The organism is Crossiella cryophila, from assembly GCF_014204915.1.
Classification (GTDB): Bacteria; Actinomycetota; Actinomycetes; order Mycobacteriales; family Pseudonocardiaceae; genus Crossiella; species Crossiella cryophila.
Genome location: NZ_JACHMH010000001.1, coordinates 9,384,856 through 9,400,646 on the forward strand (window position 1 = coordinate 9,384,856; position 15,791 = coordinate 9,400,646).

Annotated in this window: 17 protein-coding genes; 3 read left to right on the top strand and 14 right to left on the bottom strand. The window is 71.9% G+C overall.

Annotation, left to right across the window (positions count from 1 at the left end; all coding sequences use genetic code 11):
- Positions 1-230: 230 nt before the first annotated feature.
- The 7 genes from rpsO to HNR67_RS40295 all read right to left on the bottom strand — a co-directional run bounded on the left by rpsO (position 231) and on the right by HNR67_RS40295 (position 6,518).
- Positions 231-500: a 30S ribosomal protein S15 gene (rpsO, locus tag HNR67_RS40265; protein WP_185008807.1), complete on the bottom strand. Its 270-nt coding sequence runs from the start codon at positions 498-500 to the stop codon at positions 231-233.
- 133 nt (positions 501-633) lie between these two features.
- Complete coding sequence (locus tag HNR67_RS40270; RefSeq protein WP_185008809.1) at positions 634-1,059, bottom strand: 2'-5' RNA ligase family protein; 426 nt, start codon at positions 1,057-1,059, stop codon at positions 634-636.
- A 95-nt stretch (positions 1,060-1,154) separates the two neighbouring features.
- The gene (locus HNR67_RS40275) at positions 1,155-1,634 is read right to left on the bottom strand and encodes a helix-turn-helix domain-containing protein (protein WP_185008810.1); all 480 of its coding nucleotides are present in this window, start codon (positions 1,632-1,634) and stop codon (positions 1,155-1,157) included.
- 125 nt (positions 1,635-1,759) lie between these two features.
- Positions 1,760-2,719 carry a bifunctional riboflavin kinase/FAD synthetase gene (locus HNR67_RS40280; protein WP_185008811.1) on the bottom strand — a complete coding sequence of 320 codons (960 nt, stop codon included), beginning with the start codon at positions 2,717-2,719 and terminating at the stop codon, positions 1,760-1,762.
- A gap of 48 nt (positions 2,720-2,767) precedes the next feature.
- Positions 2,768-3,676, bottom strand: a complete 909-nt coding sequence (truB, locus tag HNR67_RS40285; RefSeq protein ID WP_185008813.1) for a tRNA pseudouridine(55) synthase TruB — start codon at positions 3,674-3,676, stop codon at positions 2,768-2,770.
- A gap of 11 nt (positions 3,677-3,687) precedes the next feature.
- Positions 3,688-5,025: an MFS transporter gene (locus tag HNR67_RS40290; RefSeq protein WP_185008815.1), complete on the bottom strand. Its 1,338-nt coding sequence runs from the start codon at positions 5,023-5,025 to the stop codon at positions 3,688-3,690.
- A gap of 179 nt (positions 5,026-5,204) precedes the next feature.
- On the bottom strand, positions 5,205-6,518 hold the full coding sequence (locus HNR67_RS40295; protein WP_185008817.1) for an MATE family efflux transporter: 1,314 nt from the start codon (positions 6,516-6,518) through the stop codon (positions 5,205-5,207).
- Between the two features lie 72 nt (positions 6,519-6,590).
- On the opposite strand from HNR67_RS40295, the gene HNR67_RS40300 reads away from it, so the two are divergent.
- A complete protein-coding gene (locus tag HNR67_RS40300; RefSeq protein ID WP_185008819.1) occupies positions 6,591-7,115 on the top strand; it encodes a CGNR zinc finger domain-containing protein in 525 nt (174 codons plus the stop codon).
- Between the two features lie 283 nt (positions 7,116-7,398).
- On the opposite strand, the gene HNR67_RS40305 is transcribed toward HNR67_RS40300, so the two are convergent.
- From HNR67_RS40305 to rimP, 7 genes are all read right to left on the bottom strand, one after another.
- Entirely contained in the window at positions 7,399-8,394 is a 996-nt protein-coding gene (locus HNR67_RS40305) for a DHH family phosphoesterase (protein ID WP_312989205.1), read from the bottom strand.
- A 126-nt stretch (positions 8,395-8,520) separates the two neighbouring features.
- On the bottom strand, positions 8,521-9,030 hold the full coding sequence (gene rbfA, locus HNR67_RS40310; protein ID WP_185008821.1) for a 30S ribosome-binding factor RbfA: 510 nt from the start codon (positions 9,028-9,030) through the stop codon (positions 8,521-8,523).
- Positions 9,031-9,066: 36 nt separating this feature from the next.
- Entirely contained in the window at positions 9,067-9,366 is a 300-nt protein-coding gene (locus HNR67_RS40315) for a DUF503 domain-containing protein (protein ID WP_185008823.1), read from the bottom strand.
- Positions 9,367-9,440: 74 nt separating this feature from the next.
- Complete coding sequence (infB, locus tag HNR67_RS40320) at positions 9,441-12,560, bottom strand: translation initiation factor IF-2 (RefSeq protein WP_185008825.1); 3,120 nt, start codon at positions 12,558-12,560, stop codon at positions 9,441-9,443.
- 156 nt (positions 12,561-12,716) lie between these two features.
- On the bottom strand, positions 12,717-13,097 hold the full coding sequence (locus HNR67_RS46560) for a YlxR family protein (RefSeq protein ID WP_312989207.1): 381 nt from the start codon (positions 13,095-13,097) through the stop codon (positions 12,717-12,719).
- Positions 13,024-14,058 (bottom strand): transcription termination factor NusA, encoded by a 1,035-nt coding sequence (gene nusA / locus HNR67_RS40330; RefSeq protein ID WP_185008828.1) that lies wholly within the window; start codon positions 14,056-14,058, stop codon positions 13,024-13,026. Before nusA ends, HNR67_RS46560 begins: the two co-directional genes overlap by 74 nt.
- Positions 14,055-14,600: a ribosome maturation factor RimP gene (rimP, locus tag HNR67_RS40335; RefSeq protein WP_185008830.1), complete on the bottom strand. Its 546-nt coding sequence runs from the start codon at positions 14,598-14,600 to the stop codon at positions 14,055-14,057. The genes nusA and rimP overlap by 4 nt, the downstream gene beginning before the upstream one ends.
- A 214-nt stretch (positions 14,601-14,814) precedes the next feature.
- Between rimP and HNR67_RS40340 the strand changes: the two genes are divergently transcribed.
- Together HNR67_RS40340 and HNR67_RS40345 are read left to right on the top strand one after the other, a co-directional pair.
- Complete coding sequence (locus HNR67_RS40340) at positions 14,815-15,312, top strand: hypothetical protein (protein ID WP_312989209.1); 498 nt, start codon at positions 14,815-14,817, stop codon at positions 15,310-15,312.
- Complete coding sequence (locus tag HNR67_RS40345) at positions 15,309-15,779, top strand: ferritin-like domain-containing protein (protein WP_246492702.1); 471 nt, start codon at positions 15,309-15,311, stop codon at positions 15,777-15,779. The genes HNR67_RS40340 and HNR67_RS40345 overlap by 4 nt, the downstream gene beginning before the upstream one ends.
- The last annotated feature ends 12 nt before the right edge of the window (positions 15,780-15,791 follow it).

Below are 15,791 nucleotides of genomic sequence, written 5' to 3' on the forward strand. Positions count from 1 at the left end.
GGAAGTGTCGCGACGAATGTCTGCCGGTCTTCGATCGAAGCTCCCGGGCATCCCGCCCGGGAACCACTACCGAGGACCGGCGTCCGCACTTCCGCTGCCTGGGACGGCGCGGGCCCCTGTGGGGTTCTGGCTGGTTTTCTACTGCATCCAGCCTGTTCGCGCCCGGTCTGCGGGACGCGATCGTGATGAACCGAGGGGGAGCGGCTCGGCCGCTCCCCCTCGGTTTCAGCTCATCGGCGCAGGCCGAGGCGAGCGATCAGCGCTCGGTAGCGCTCGATGTCGCTCTTCTTCAAGTAGTCGAGCAGGCGACGACGGCGGCCGACCATCAGCAGCAGCCCGCGACGCGAGTGGTGGTCGTGCTTGTGGGTCTTGAGGTGCTCGGTGAGCCCGCTGATGCGCTTGCTCAGCAGGGCGACCTGCGCCTCCGGCGAGCCGGTGTCCGACTCGTGGGTGCCGTACTCGCCGAGGATGGTCTTCTTCTGGTCAGTGGACAGTGCCACGCGTGTTACTCCTGTACTTCGCTCGTTCCGTGCGGACCCCTCGCCCATCCGGCGGGGGTTGGACGGTGCCAGCCGCCACGGAACGCAGCCGGACCCAAAGATTGAGGGTAGCAGCCGTTCGGCGCAGTGCGTCTCAGCCGGTCAGGGCGAGCCGCGCCACAGAGTGATAGCTGGGACCACGCGGGGTTTGGTCACTGCGGACCAGATCTACCTCCGCTGGCGTCCACCACGGCCCAGTGTAGTCGGCCAGCCGGGTGGTCAGCGAACTCATTTCCGGGCGGTCCCCGGCGAAGCGCAGCAGGGTCAGGTGCGGGGTGTACCGCTCCGGGTCGGCGCCCGCGGCCAGCGCGAGCGCGCGCAGCGCGAGTTCGTCGGCCGGGCTCGCGTACTGGATCCCGGCCCAGAGCACCCCGCGGAACTCGCCCCAGCCGCCGATCCGCAGTCGCGGCGCGCGCAGTCCGCGCAGCTGCCCGGTCAGCGCGAGGGTCCGGTCCTCGATCGAGTCCGGGCCGTGGAAACACAGCGTGAGGTGCCACCGCTCGACGGGCTCGGCACGCACACTCTGACCGATCCCGTCGAGCCCGCCGACGCACTCGGCGAGATGGCCGAGCGCCTCGGCCGGCGGCCAGAGCGCGGTGAACAGCCTGGCCTGGCTCAGGACTCCTCCGCCGCCCGTCGCAGCAGATCGGCCAGCGCCGGGTAGCGGCCGGCCAGCAGATCGGCCGCGCCGCTGAGTTCCTCGGCCACCGCCAGATCGCGCAGCCGGTTGAGCGCGGTCTGCTCGGCGCGACCCTCGTCCACCGGCAGGGTGTCCATGCTCACCTTGGGCCGGGAGTCACGGACCTGCACCAGCGCCTCGTCGATGGCGGACTTCTCACCGGCGGCGACACCGGGGGTCAGCACCCGCCGCTCCAGCATGACCATCCTGGCGAGCACCGAGGGGTTGCCGATCTTCGCCCGTCGTCCGCTCATGACCTGGCTGAGCATGGGCGCGCTGATGCCGAGCACGTCGGCCAGCTGCGCCTGGGAGATGTCGTAGGCGACCACGAGCCGCCGGACCCGGTCTCCCAGCGGTTCGCCGTACCACTCGCGCTGCAGCGCGAGGTTACGCTGGACGATCTTCTGTTCCTCCACTGCTATTGCACTCCCAGTTGGCTCGGTCCCCGGCGACCTGCGTTCAGCGGCTTGAATCCTGCCAGGTCGGACGGCCGGGACCGGCACGAACCGCCGAGGCGTTCGCAAGTGCACCCGCGGTGGGTTCACTCGTTCGTGAGCAGCTTCCGCGTCTCCGCGACGTCCAGGTGCATCTGCGCGATGAGCGCGTCGACGTTGTCGTAGCGCTCGGTGGCACGCAGCCGGTGCACGAAGTCCAGCGCGACGCGTTCGCCGTAGAGGTCCTCGTTGATGTCGAGCACGTATGCCTCCACCCGGCGCTCCCGCCCGGAGAAGGTCGGATTGGTGCCCACCGAGATGGCCGCGGGCAGCGAGCGGACCTGTCCGGGCACGCCGTGGCTGATGTGGCCCACGTGCACCAGCCGCCCCGCGTACACGCCGTCGGCAGGCACCGCGGAATGCAGTTGACTGGAGAGGTTGGCGGTCGGGAAACCGAGCAGCCGACCACGCTGGTCACCGCGCACCACGATGCCCTCCAGCCGATGCGGCCGGCCCAGCGCGGCGGCCGCGGCGTCGACGTCACCGGCGTCGATGCAGGCCCGGATGTAGGTGGAGGAGAAGGTGACCGAGTCCTCGGCGAGCAACCGCACGCCCTCGGCGACGAACCCGAACCGCGCGCCCAGCGAGCGCAGCAGTTCGACGTCCCCGGCCGCGCGGTGGCCGAAGCGGAAGTTCTCCCCGACCACCACCGCGGCCACGTGCAGCCGCTCGACCAGCAGTTCGTGCACGAACTCATCCGCAGGCACCCGGGAGATGTCCGGGCTGAACGGCAGCACGCAGAACACGTCCACGCCGAGCTGCTCGACCAGGTCGGCCCGCCGCGCGAGGTTGGTCAGCTGGGCCGGATGACTCCCGGCCCGGACCACCTCGGACGGGTGCGGGTCGAAGGTCATCACCACGCTCGGCAGGCCGCGTTCCTTGGCCAGTTCCACGGCTCGGGCGATGAGTTGCTGGTGACCGCGGTGCACTCCGTCGAAGACCCCGACGGTCAGCACACAGCGTCCCCAGCCTCCGGGCAGGTTGTCCAGTCCGCGCCAGCGTTGCACGAGGCGAGCCTACGTGGCTCGGTGATCGTCAGCCGGACTGGGCGAGCCTCAGCCGGACGGCGCGAGCACCACGAGCGGCTTGGCCCGGCCCGCGTTGTCCTTGGCGAGCGCGATCACCTTCCCGGAGGGCGCGAACACCCCGTAGGTGCCGTCGATGCCGGCCGCGGGCAGCGCGCCGCCGTGCGCGAGCGCGGAGGCCGCGCTGGCGTCGACGTCGCGGCGTGGGAAGGCGGCGGCGACCGCGGCGTCCAGGTCAAGGCTGAGCTGCGGCTCCTCTTCCAGCTTCTCCAGCGTCCGCGCCGTGGCCAGGCCGAACGGGCCGACCCGGGTGCGGCGCAGCGCGTTGAGGTGGCCGCCGACCCCGAGTTCGCGGCCGATGTCGCGGGCCAGCGCGCGCACGTAGGTGCCGGAGGAGCACTCGACCAGCACGTCCAGGTCGGTGAACTCGCCCTCGCGGCGCAGGTTGAGCAGGTCGAAGCGGGCCACGGTGACCGGCCGCGCGTCCAGCACGACCTCCTCGCCGGCACGCACCCGGGCGTAGGCCCGCTGGCCGTCGATCTTGACCGCGCTGACCGAACTGGGCACCTGCAGGATGTCGCCGGTGAGCTTGGCGATCTCCGCGCGCACCGCGTCCTCGGAGACCGTGCCGGCGTCGGCGGCGGAGGTCACCTCGCCCTCGGCGTCGTCGGTGGTGGTGGCGGAGCCGAGGCGGATGCAGGCCAGGTAGGCCTTGGTGTCCAGGGCGAGGTGGCCGAGCAGTTTGGTGGCGCGTTCGATGCCGAGCACGAGCACGCCGGTGGCCATCGGGTCCAGCGTGCCGGCATGTCCGACCTTGCGGGTGCCCATGATCCGGCGCACCCGCGCGACGACGTCGTGGGAGGTCATCCCGCTCGGCTTGTCCACCACGACGAGACCGGGTGGCACGGGGGGACGTGAGGCGCGTTCAGCTCGGGTCACGAGGCGCGATCCTAGGCAGCGGCGGGCACGGGCACGGCGGCGAGGTCGTCCCAGCGTCGCGCACGCAGCTGGACCGGCACTTCCTCGCCCCTGGCCGCGGCGGCGAGCACGACCGCGCGAGCGCGTCGCCACCACACCGCGGTCCGCCAGGTGCCGAAGAGCAGCACCAGCAGGATCGCCGACAACGCGACCTGGAACTTGACCGCCGAACCCAGTGGCGCGGCCACCTCCAGCAGCAGCCCGACGCTGAGCGCGGCGATCGTGGTCGCGCTGAAGCCACCCACGTTGACCAGCCCGGTCGCCGTGCCGACGGTGCGCAGCGAGTTGTAGTCGCGGGCCAGCGCGAAGGCGACCGTGGAGGCCGGTCCGCCCAGCGAGAGCACCACCAGCGCGATCACCACCAGCGCGATCGGCGGTTGCCCGCCGGGCCAGCCCAGCAGCACCACCCAGGTCAGCACGGCCGCGGCGAGGAAGCCGACGACCAGCGGCATGCGCAGTTCGGGACGGCGGCCGATGAGCGCGCCGAACAGCGGCCCACCGACGATCGCGCCGATCACCAGCACGCCGAGCATCGCGCTGGCCACGTGCGGGCTCAGCCCCTGCGCCTCGGTCAGGTAGGGGAAGCCCCAGAGCAGGCCGAGCACGGCCGGGGCGAACATGGTGGAGAAGTGCACCCAGAAGCCGAGCCGGGTGCCGGGGATCCGCCAGGCCGCGGCCACCGAGCGACCGACCGAGCGCAGCGGCACCGGGTCGGCGGCCGGGACGGGCGCGCCCTCGGGCACATCACGCAGCCTGGTGCCGGCCAGCGCGGCGTAGGCGGTGGTCAGGCCGCCGCCGATGAGGAAGGTCAGGGTCCAGCCGACGTTGTCCAGCAGCATGGTCAGCGGCATGGTCGAGGCCAGGTTGCCGGCGCCGCCGAGCGCGGCGGAGATCGAGACGACCACGGCGTACTTGCGCGCGGGGAAGTGCCCGGCGATCAGGCGGAGCAGGCTGACCCAGGTCATCGCGTCACCGCAGCCGAGCACGGCGCGGGCGGAGAGCGCGAGCGGGTAGGAGTCGGCGAGCGCGAACAGCATCTGTCCGGCGCCGATGAGCAGCGCGGCCGCGGTGAGCACCCGCCGCGGCCCGAACCGGTCGACCAGCAGGCCGGTGGGGATCTGCATGGCGGCGTAGACGCCGATCTGCAGCACGGTGAAGACACCGAGCGCGGCCGGCCCGACGCCGAAGCGCTCGGCGGCCTGGGGTCCGGCGACCCCGAGCGAGGTGCGGTGGAAGACCGCAGCCACGTAAACGATTACCGCGATGGACCAGACCAGCCACGCCTGACGGCGGGCACGCTCGGCCGACAAGGAAACCCTCCAAGGAACAGCGGAGAACAGTGAGATAGAAGTCGGAAAGGGTGCGGCCGACGCTGGCCCACCTTAGACATCGGATGATCACCCGTAAGCGTTATCAACCCGAGACGTGCTCTGGCCCACACGCCTGCGCGAACCAGCCCCGCGCGGCCCCGCCGCGGGTCAGCGACTCGTCAGTCCCGCACGGCGCCCACCACCGCCCAGCGCCCGCTGCCCGCCCGCCACAACACCGCGGCGAGCCGCAGCACCATGAACGCGCTGAGCCCGGTCCAGATTCCGAGCAGTCCCCAGCCGAAGACCATCGACGCCCACACCAACGGCAGGAAACCCAGCGCCGCCGACAGCAGGGTCGCGGTCCGCAGGAACGCCGCGTCCCCCGCCCCGAGCAGCACCCCGTCCAGCGCGAACACCACGCCCGCCACCGGCTGCAACGCCACGAAGAACCACCACGCGTGCGGCACCTCGGCGAGCACCCCGGCATCCGGCGTGAACACCCCAGGCAGCACCCCCGACAAGGCCGCGAACATCACCCCGAGCGCGATCCCGAACACCAGCCCGTAGCGGATCATCTGCCTCGCCAGCGCCTTCGCCCGCTCCGCCCGCCCCGCACCCAGCTCGGCCCCGACCAACGATTGCGCCGCGATGGCCAGCGAGTCCAGCACCAACGCCAGGAACGTCCACAGCTGCAACACCACCTGGTGCGCCGCCGCGGTCGCCGCCGAGGTCCGCGCCGCCACCGCCGCCGCGGAGACGAAACACGCCTGGAAGGCCAGGCTGCGCAACACCAGGTCACGCCCCAGTCCGAGCTGCGCGAGCATGCCCCGCCAGTGCGGTCGCAACGGCACCCGCTCCACCGCCAGCGCCCGCAGGAACAGCACGGCCGAGATGGCCTGGGCGAGCACGTTGGCGATCGCGGAGCCCTCCAGGCCCCACCCGTCGAACCCGCCGAGCCCGTGCACGAACACCGGGCAGATCACGGCGGAGAGGGCGTTGCCGAACAGCACGTACCGCATCGGCCGCGCGGTCTCCTGCACCCCGCGCATCCACCCGTTGCCGGACATCGTGACCAGGATCAACGGCGCCCCGAACAACGCGATCCGCAACCAGGAGACCGCGGAGTCCGCGACCGCCCCCTCCCCCGCGAGCAGTCGCGCAACCGGCCCCGCGAACACCTGCCCGACCAGCACCAGCCCCGCACCCAGCAACAACGCCAGCCAGGTCGCCTGCACCCCCTCGGCGACCACGTCCTCTCGCCGCCCCGCCCCGTGCAACCGGGCGGCTCGGGCGGTGGTCCCGTAGGAGAGGAAGGTCAGCTGCGTGGAGACCTGCGCGAGCACCACGCCACCCACCGCGAGCGCGGCCAACGGCACCGCGCCAAGCCGCCCGACCACCGCCGTGTCGACCAGGAGGTACAGCGGTTCCGCGGCGAGTACCAGCAGCGCGGGCAGCGCCAACGAGAGCACCCGCCGCAATGGCACCTGGTCCACGGCAACCTCCCGGTAAGGTGCTGTTAGCTATTTGACCCCTGACGCATGGCAGCGTAGACGTAAGGACCGACAATGGACAACGCCGATTACCTCGACGTGGCCCTCCGCCTCGCCAACGCGAGCCTGGCCGACCTGGCCGACCTCCGCGCCGCCCTGCACGACGAGCCATGGTGGGCCGACCGCACCACCGAAGCGGACCTGGCCGCCCTCCGCACCGTCGCCACCACCCTCCGCCAGGCCCTGGACGCCGCCGTCAACGACAACGCGGACGCCGTCCTGACCACGGTGAACACCCTCCTGACCACCCACCCGCCGCGCCCCCGCCTGTCCGGCCACAGCAGCGGCGAAACCCCCAACTGGCACATCCACGTAGCCGAACCCGACGCCCCACCCGCCCAGGAGATAGCCGCCGCCGCGGCCTGGGGCCTGGCCCAGGCAGTCGTCCGCCACGGCCTGGATCGCTGGGGGCATTGCGCCGCCCAGGACTGCGCCACGTACTTCGTCGACACTTCGACGAATCGCGCCAAGCGCTTCTGCTCGGCGCGCTGCGCGAATCGGGTCCACGTGGCCGCGTTCCGCGCCCGACAGCGCACCTGAGCAGCGCTGACATCTCACCGGCGCCAAGTCAGCGAGCTATCCCGCCGATCAGATTCCGGCCAGCCAATCGCGCCAAGCAGGGCGCCGCCCGCGCCCGCACACCGCATGCTGTGCCCCGCCGTGGCGTTCTCGCACTCGACTCACGAGCCACAGCGGCAGCGGCAACCCGATCCTCTCCCGCACCGCGACGCACCGCATTCGCCTCGGCCGCAACCTGGACCTGTTCGCCCCTGATCTGGCCGCCGCTGACCTGGTCGTAGCTGGTCCGGCTACAGCAGCCCGGCTATAGCAGTGGGGCCGCGTTCAGTGCCGCACGCACCTCGTCGAGCACCTCGTCCAACGCGCCGCGCATCGTGCAACCGGCCGCCAGCCGGTGCCCGCCACCGCCCAACGCCTGTGCCGCCGCACCCACGTTGACCCGGCCGACCGCACGCATCGACAGCGACCACTCCTGGTCGCCGATCTCCTTGAACACGACCGCCACCTCGGCTTCCGCGGTGCTGCGCACCACGTCGACGACGCTGTCCACGTCCTCGCTGCGCAGGCCGGCCACATCGCGCAACCGCACCGCCGCGTGCACCAGGCCGAAGCCGCGGGCGCCGTCGGGCTCCAGCCGGGCGCCGCCCAGGACCGTCGAGAGCATGCCCAGCCAGGCGAAGGGGTGGTTGTCCATCAGCGGGCGGGCGGTCGCTTCGGCGTCCACGCCCGCCGCGAGCAGGCGGGCGGCCAGTTCGTGGGTGTGGGGGCGGGCGCGGCGGAATGAGCTGGTGTCGGTCACCAGGCCGGCGTACAGGCAGCGGGCGATGTCGGGGTCCGGGGTGATGCCCATTTCGTCCAGGAGGCGCAGGACCAGGACGGTGGTGGACTCGGCTCGGTCGTCGACGATGTGGTGGGTGCCGTAGCGGGTGTTGGAGGCGTGATGGTCGATGACCACGACCTGGCCGCCTGCGGCGATGATCTTCGGCACCCGTTCGCCCAGCCAGCCGAGGCGGGCGAGGCTGCCGGTGTCCATGGCGACCAGCACCGGCGGCGACTCGGGCACCTGCGAGGGCGGGACCAGCAGCTGCTCGGTGTCCAGCGCGACCAACGCGTCCGGCGCGCGGTCCGGGGTGGAGAAGGACACCCGGACAGTCTTGCCCAGGCGATGCAGGGCAAGACCGAGGGCCAGGGCGCTGCCCAGGGCGTCGGCGTCCGGGTTGACATGTCCGAGCAGGGTGACGTCGGTGGCCTCGGCCAGCAGCCGGGCGGCCGCCGCCACCTCGAGCTCGAGTGGGGCCACCGCTCCACGTTCGCCGGCCAGGGCGCTCACCTCCGCGACAATCCTGCTGTTGTAGCTGACCTCAAGGGGTCAGCCTCGCCCACAACCCCAGGTCACGTCCATGCCTTCCGGCGATATCCGGGCTGTTCAGCGGTGGCGAAGCTCACCGTCGGCCGGCTCGGCGGCGGTCGCCTCAGCCACACCTTCGGCTTCGTCCTCCTCCGCCTCCCGCGGTGCGCGGTACGGGTCGGCCTCGCCGGCGGGGCTGGCCCCGGAGGCGATGCGCGCGACCTCGGCGTCGGCTTCCCTGGCCTTGGCCAGCAGCTCGTCCATCTGCCGTGCGGTGTCCGGCACGGTGTCGGCGATGAAGGCCAGCGTCGGGGTGAACCGCACCCCGGTGCCCTGCCCCACCAGCGACCGGAGCACTCCGGTCGCGCTGGCCAGGGCGGCCGCCGCTCCGGCGAGGTCCGGCGGTGCGTCCACGGTGTCGCCGAGGACGGTGTAGTACACGGTGGCGTCGCGCAGGTCTCCGGTCACCTTGGCGTCGGTGATGGTCACCTTCGCCAGTCGCGGATCCTTGATCTGGTGCTCGATCGCGGAGGCCACGATCTGGGCGATCCGCTTGGCCAGCCTGCGGGCGCGGGCCTGGTCGGCCACGGCGCTCACTCCCTTTCTCGGGTCTTGCCTGTCTTGTTACTCGTCGTCGTCCGGTCCGTGCACGCGCCGGCGCGCCGACAGCAGCTCCAGCTCGGGGCGCCCGGCGACCATCCGCTCACAGGCGTCGAGCACTTCCCGGATGTGCCCCGCGTCCGCGGCCACCACGGCCACCCCGACGAGGGCACGGCGATGCAGGTCCAGATGTCCGGCCTCAGCGGCGGACACCTCGAACTTGCGGCGGATCTCCGCGATCACCGGGCGGACCAGCGATCGCTTCTGCTTCAGCGAATGCACGTCGCCGAGCAGGATGTCGAGTTCCAGCGACCCGACGTACAAATGGCATCACCAGTGGGTAAGTCGATGGGCACGGGCCCGGACCGACCTGGGGTCGGTCCGGGCCCGCCACAACCTCAGTTGCGCGGCTTCTCCCGCATCTCGTAGGTCTCGATGATGTCCTCGACCTTGAGATCGGAGTAGTTGCCGAGCGTCAGACCACACTCGAAGCCCTCGCGGACCTCGGTGACGTCGTCCTTGAACCGGCGCAGCGTCGAGATCGGCAGGTTCTCCGCGATGACGTTGTTGTCGCGGAGGAGCCGGGCCTTGGTGTTCCGCTTGATCTCACCGGAGAGCACCATGCAACCCGCGATGGTGCCGACCTTGGAGGACTTGAAGACGTCGCGGATCTCGGCGCGGCCGAGCTGGACCTCTTCGTACTCCGGCTTGAGCATGCCCTTGAGGGCCTGCTCGATCTCGTCGATCGCCTGGTAGATCACGGTGTAGTACCGGATCTCCACGCCCTCGCGGTTGGCCAGTTCGGTGGCGCGACCCTCGGCCCGGACGTTGAAGCCCAGGACGATGGTGTTCTCCGCGGTGGCGAGGTTGATGTCGCTCTCGGTGACGCCACCGACGCCGCGGTGCACCACGTGCAGCTGGACGTCGTCGCCAACCTCGATCTTCATCAGGGCGGCTTCCAGTGCCTCGACGGTACCGGAGTTGTCGCCCTTGATGATCAGGTTGAGCTGGTTGGTCTCCTTCAGCGCGGAGTCCAGGTCCTCCAGGCTGATCCGCTTCCGCTTCGCCGCGTTCTGCGCGTTGCGGATCCGGGCCTGGCGACGCTCGGCGATCTGCCGGGCGACGCGGTCCTCGTCGACCACCAGGAAGGTGTCACCCGCACCCGGCACCGAGGTCAGACCGATGACCAGCACCGGACGCGACGGGGTCGCCTCGGTGACGTCCTCGTTGTGCTCGTCCACCATGCGGCGGACTCGGCCGTAGGCGTCACCGGCGACGATCGAGTCACCCACGCGCAGCGTGCCGCGCTGGACCAGGACCGTGGCCACCGGACCGCGGCCGCGGTCGAGGTGCGCCTCGATCGCGACACCCTGGGCCTCCATGGCCGGGTTGGCCCGCAGGTCCAGCGAGGCGTCCGCGGTCAGCAGGATCGCCTCGAGCAGGCCGTCGATGTTGATGCCCTGCCGCGCGGAGATGTCCACGAACATGGTCTCGCCGCCGTACTCCTCGGCGACCAGCCCGTATTCGGTGAGCTGCTGGCGGATCTTGTCGGGGTTGGCCCCCTCCTTGTCGATCTTGTTCACCGCGACCACGATCGGCGCGTTGGCCGCCTGGGCGTGGTTGATCGCCTCCACCGTCTGCGGCATCACACCGTCGTCGGCGGCGACCACGATCACCGCGATGTCGGTGGAGTTCGCACCACGGGCACGCATGGCGGTGAACGCCTCGTGACCGGGGGTGTCGATGAAGGTGATGAGTCGCTCGTTGCCGTCCAGCTGCGTCATCACCTGGTAGGCGCCGATGTGCTGGGTGATGCCGCCGGCCTCGCCCTCGTGGACGTTGGTCTTGCGGATCGTGTCCAGCAGTCGGGTCTTACCGTGGTCGACGTGACCCATGACGGTCACCACCGGCGGACGGATGACGAGGTCTTCCTCGTCACCGGCGTTCTCGCCGTAGGTGATCGCGAAGGAGGACAGCAGCTCGCGGTCCTCTTCCTCCGGGCTGACGACCTGGACCTGGTAGTTCATCTCCGAGCCGAGGAGCTCGAGCACCTCGTCGGAGACGGACTGGGTCGCGGTGACCATCTCACCGAGGTGGAAGAGCACCTGCACCAGCGCGGCCGGGTTGGCGCCGATCTTCTCGGCGAAGTCCGTCAGCGAGGCGCCGCGGGGAAGTCGGATGACCTCGCCGCTGCCCTTCGGCAGCCGCACGCCGCCGATGGACGGGGCCTGCATGTTGTCGAATTCCTGGCGCTTCTGGCGCTTGGACTTGCGACCACGGCGAGCCGGGCCACCGGGACGGCCGAAGGCACCCGCGGCACCGCCACGGCCACCGGGACCACCCGGACGACCGCGGAAGCCACCGCCACCACCGGCGGGCGCGCCACCAGGGGCGCCACCGGGACCGCCGCGGAAACCGCCGCCGCCACCGCCACCACCGGGGCCACCACGGAAGCCACCGCCACCGCCGCCACCACCGGGACGACCGGCACCGCCGCCGCCACCGCCGGGACCGCCGCGGAAGCCGCCACCGGCACCGCCGGCACCACCGGGACGGCCAGCGCCGCCACCGGGGCCGCCACGGCCACCGCCGGGACCACCCTGGCCACCACGGCCACCGCCGCCGGGACCAGCCGGACGAGCCGGCCGGGGCGGCATCATGCCCGGGTTGGGCCGAGGCGGCATGTTGCCCGGGGTCGGGCGCGGGCCACCGCTGCCCGGTGCGGGCCGGTCACCGCGCGGCGCGGGCGAAGGACGCCCGTCGCCGGGCCGCGAGTCGCTCGGCCGGGGCGGCATGGCGCCCGGCGTGCCGGGACGCGGGCCGGAAGGACGTGCGGGCGGCGCACCGGCGCCGACACCGAACGGGTTGTTGCCGGGACGCGGCGCGCGCGGACCGGGCTTCGGGGACTGCGGCTTCGGCGGCACGACGCCGGCGTCCGGCGCGGGCTTGGGGCCGGGACGTGGGCCGGGGCCGGGACGAGTCCCGGCGGGCCGGTCGGCCTTGGGCTGCTCGGCCCGGGGCGCGTCGGCCTTCGGCTGCTCGACCTTGGGCTGTTCCACCCGCGGCTGCTCGACCTTGGGGGCCGGCTTGGGCTGCGGGGGCTTGGGGGCCGACGGGGCGGGAGCCGCCGCCGGTGCGGCCGCCGCCGCGGGGGCCGGAGCCTGCTCGACCGGCTTGGGGGCCGGCGGGCGCGGGCCGGGCTTGGGGCCCGGACCGGGACGACCCGGCATCGCGGCCGGGCCGGGGACCGGCGCGGACGGGCGGGCCTGCTCGCCGGCGGGCTGGGGCTTCGCGTCGGTCGGCGACGGACGGGAAGCGGGCGGCGCGGGTCGCGGAGCGGAGCGCTTCGGGGAGTCGGTGGCGCCCAGGGAGTCCCGGAGCCTGCGGGCGACGGGGGCTTCCACGGTGGACGACGCGGACTTGACGAACTCGCCAAGCTCCTTGAGCTTGTTCAGTACTTCCTTGCTGGTGACTCCGAGCTCCTTGGCGAGCTCGTGCACGCGGGCCTTGCCTGGCACTGGTCTCCTTATCTGGAGGCCAAGCGGCAGTCCCGCTCGACCTCGCCTACCGTCGAAACGCGCTCATGGCTTCAGCTTCACGGCTGACTCATGACGGGTCGACCTGCTTCCTTGTTCCGGACATGACGCGAGAGGTCCTCGCATCGGTGAAGATTCTCAAGCTCGCTGGTCGAGGTGATCCCTGACCAGCACCGCGTCCAGCGGTCCCGGAACGCGCAACGCTCGCGGGAACGCCCGACGCCGCTCGGCCAGGCGCAGGCATTCCGGATCGGGGTGCAACCAGGCCCCCCTACCGGGCAACCTACGGCGAAGATCGAGAACGAGCGAATCGTCCTCGACCACCAATCGCAGCAGCTCAGTGGCCAACGCCCGAGACCGGCATCCGACACACGTCCGTACCGGACCTTCGTGCACGAAAACCGCTCCCCAGCGTTGCGCCAAGTTAGAGTCTAACGCTTCCAGCTCAGTCAGCCGAACCGGATGCCGTAGCGCCCGCCGCCGCCGCTCCCGCCCCAGGTCCAGCGGGGTCCGCGTCACTGCGGATGTCGATCCGCCAGCCGGTGAGCCTGGCGGCCAGTCTGGCGTTCTGACCTTCCTTGCCAATGGCCAGCGAGAGCTGGAAGTCCGGCACGATCACCCTGGCGGTCTTCGCCCGCTCGTCGACCACGTGCACTGTGACGACCTTGGCCGGCGAGAGCGCGTTGCCGACGAAGGTGGCGGGCTCCTCGGAGTAGTCGACGATGTCGATCTTCTCGCCGAACAGCTCGCTCATCACGTTGCGCACCCGGGCGCCCATCGGCCCGATGCACGCGCCCTTGGCGTTGACCCCTGGCACGGTGGAGCGCACCGCGATCTTGGAACGGTGACCGGCCTCACGGGCGACCGCGGCGATCTCGACGGTGCCGTCGGCGATCTCCGGGACCTCCAGCGCGAACAACCGCCGCACCAGGTGCGGGTGGGTGCGGGAGAGGGTGATCTGCGGGCCACGCATGCCGCGGGAGACGCCGACCACGTAGCACTTGATCCGGTTGCCGTGCTGGTAGTCCTCGCCGGGCACCTGCTCGGCCGGGGGCAGCACGCCCTCGGTGTCGCCGATCTGCACCACGACCATGCCGCGGGAGTTGGCCCGCGCGTCGCGCTGCACCACCCCGGCGACCAGCTCGTTCTCCTTGGCCGCGAACTCGCCGAAGGTCTTCTCGTGCTCGGCGTCCCGCAGCCGCTGCAGGATGACCTGGCGTGCGGTGGTCGCCGCGATCCGGCCGAAGCCCTCCGGGGTGTCGTCCCACTCCTGGGCGATGGCCCCGTCGTGCGCGAGGTCCTGCGCCAGCACCCGCACCAGGCCGGACTTGCGGTCGATGTCGACCCTGGCGTGCGGGGCGTGGCCCTCGGTGTGCTTGTACGCGGTGAGCAGCGCGGTCTCGATGGCGTCCAGGACAGTCTCGAAGGGGATGTCCTTGTCCCGTTCGATTGCCCGGAGTGCGGCGATATCGACGTTCACTTCGACTCCTCCTTCGATCCGTCCGTGCCCTGGCAACGGTCCAGCTTGATCAGTTCTTCGGCGGGCGGCTGGCGGAACTCCACCTCGACGATGGCCTTGGCCATCTCGCGGTAGGCGACCGTGCGCAACTCGTCGTTCACCAGCAGCACCACGCCGCCGGTCTCGTGCTCGTCGGCCGGGCCGACCCGGCCGATGTACTCGGCGCCCTCGAGCGGCCGCACCTTCACCAGCCGGAGCCGGTTGCGCCGCCAGTGGCGGGGGTGGGTGAGCGGCCGGTCGATGCCCGGCGAGGTGACCTCGAGGGTGTAGGCGCTGGCCAGGATCGCGTCGTTGGCGTCGAGAGTGGCCGACACCGAGCGGGACACCTTGGCGATCTCGTCCAGTCCGATGCCGTCGTCGGAGTCGACGACCACCCTGACCAGCCGACGCCGTCCCGCCTGCCGGATGTCGAGCTCCTCCAGCTCGAAACCCTCCTGGTGCACGGTCTCCCGCACTAGAGGTTCGAGCTGGGCGACGAGCTCGTCGCGCGGCGCGCTGGACACGTGGTCACTCCTTGTCTGCGGTGCAGGGGGTTGCGACGGCGCCCGCAGATGGCAAGGGCCGTCCCGCGTCCGGTGCTGCACTTCACCGGCCGAGGTTGCTCAGCGTATCTCGTCGGAGGAGGTGCCCGGGTCCCGACGATCACCGCTCGTTCGGTTGAGTCGCCGACTGTGCGGTTCGACGGGCCCGCCGGGCGGCCTGGCAGGATGACTCGGTGTGACCACCGTCCTCCCGCGTATCGGCCGCCGCCGGGTGCTCGTCGCCGGCGCACTCGCCGTGACGACGCTGCCGCTGGCCGGCGCGTGCACTCCCGAACCGGCCCCTGAGCAAGCCGATCCCCTGGAGGCGCTGCTCAGCCGGGCCAGGACGGACATCGCCCTGGCCAAGGCCACCGCGACCGCGCACCAGGGCCTGGCCGCCCAGGCCGGGGCCGTCGCCGGTGACCGTCAGCAGCACGCCGACGCCCTGCAGAAGGAGATCGACCGGGTCCGCCCCGCCCGCCCCTCGACCTCGGCGTCGGGCGCGCCGACCGGCAATCCCGCCCCGCCGCCGGTCCTCGGTCAGCAGACCGCCGCGCTGACCGCGCTGCGCGAGGCCGTGGCCGCCGCGGAGAAGGAGGCCGCCGGCCTGGTCGCGGGCCTGCCGATGTACCGCGCTGGCCTGGTCGGCTCGGTCGCCGCCTGCTGCGCGAGCCTGCGGGAGGTGCTGGCATGACCTCGCCCCAGCCCAGCGGCACGACCACCACGATGGAGCCCGAAGCCATGGCCGCCGTGCAACGCGCACTGGCCGCCGAACACGCCGCGGACTGGGCATACGGCCTGGCCACGGCGTTCGTGAAGGACTCACTGCAGAACGCACTCCGCGAAGGCGCCACCCTGCACCGGGCCCGCCGCGACAGCACCGAACGCCTGCTCCGCGACGCGGGCGCCACGCCGGTCGCCGCCGAGCCCGGCTACGCCGCACCACAGCCGGTAACCGACCAGCCAACGGCGATCACCCTCCTGGTCACCGCGGAAACCGACGCCACGGCCGCCTGGCGCGCGGTGCTGGAACGCACCGCAGACGCCAACCTGCGCAGATCCAGCCTGGACGCCTTGACCGCGGCCGCGGTCCGTGCGACCCGGTGGCGCAAGGCAGGGGGCGCGACGCCGCTCACAGTGCCGTTCCCCGGCCAGCCCTGACCACCGACGGAG

What these genes read in the sequence shown, in the direction of transcription:
- HNR67_RS40300 (WP_185008819.1), top strand. Translation starts at nt 6,591, where the DNA reads ATGGACAACGCCGATTACCTCGACGTGGCCCTCCGCCTCGCCAACGCG.
- HNR67_RS40345 (WP_246492702.1), top strand. Translation starts at nt 15,309, where the DNA reads ATGACCTCGCCCCAGCCCAGCGGCACGACCACCACGATGGAGCCCGAA.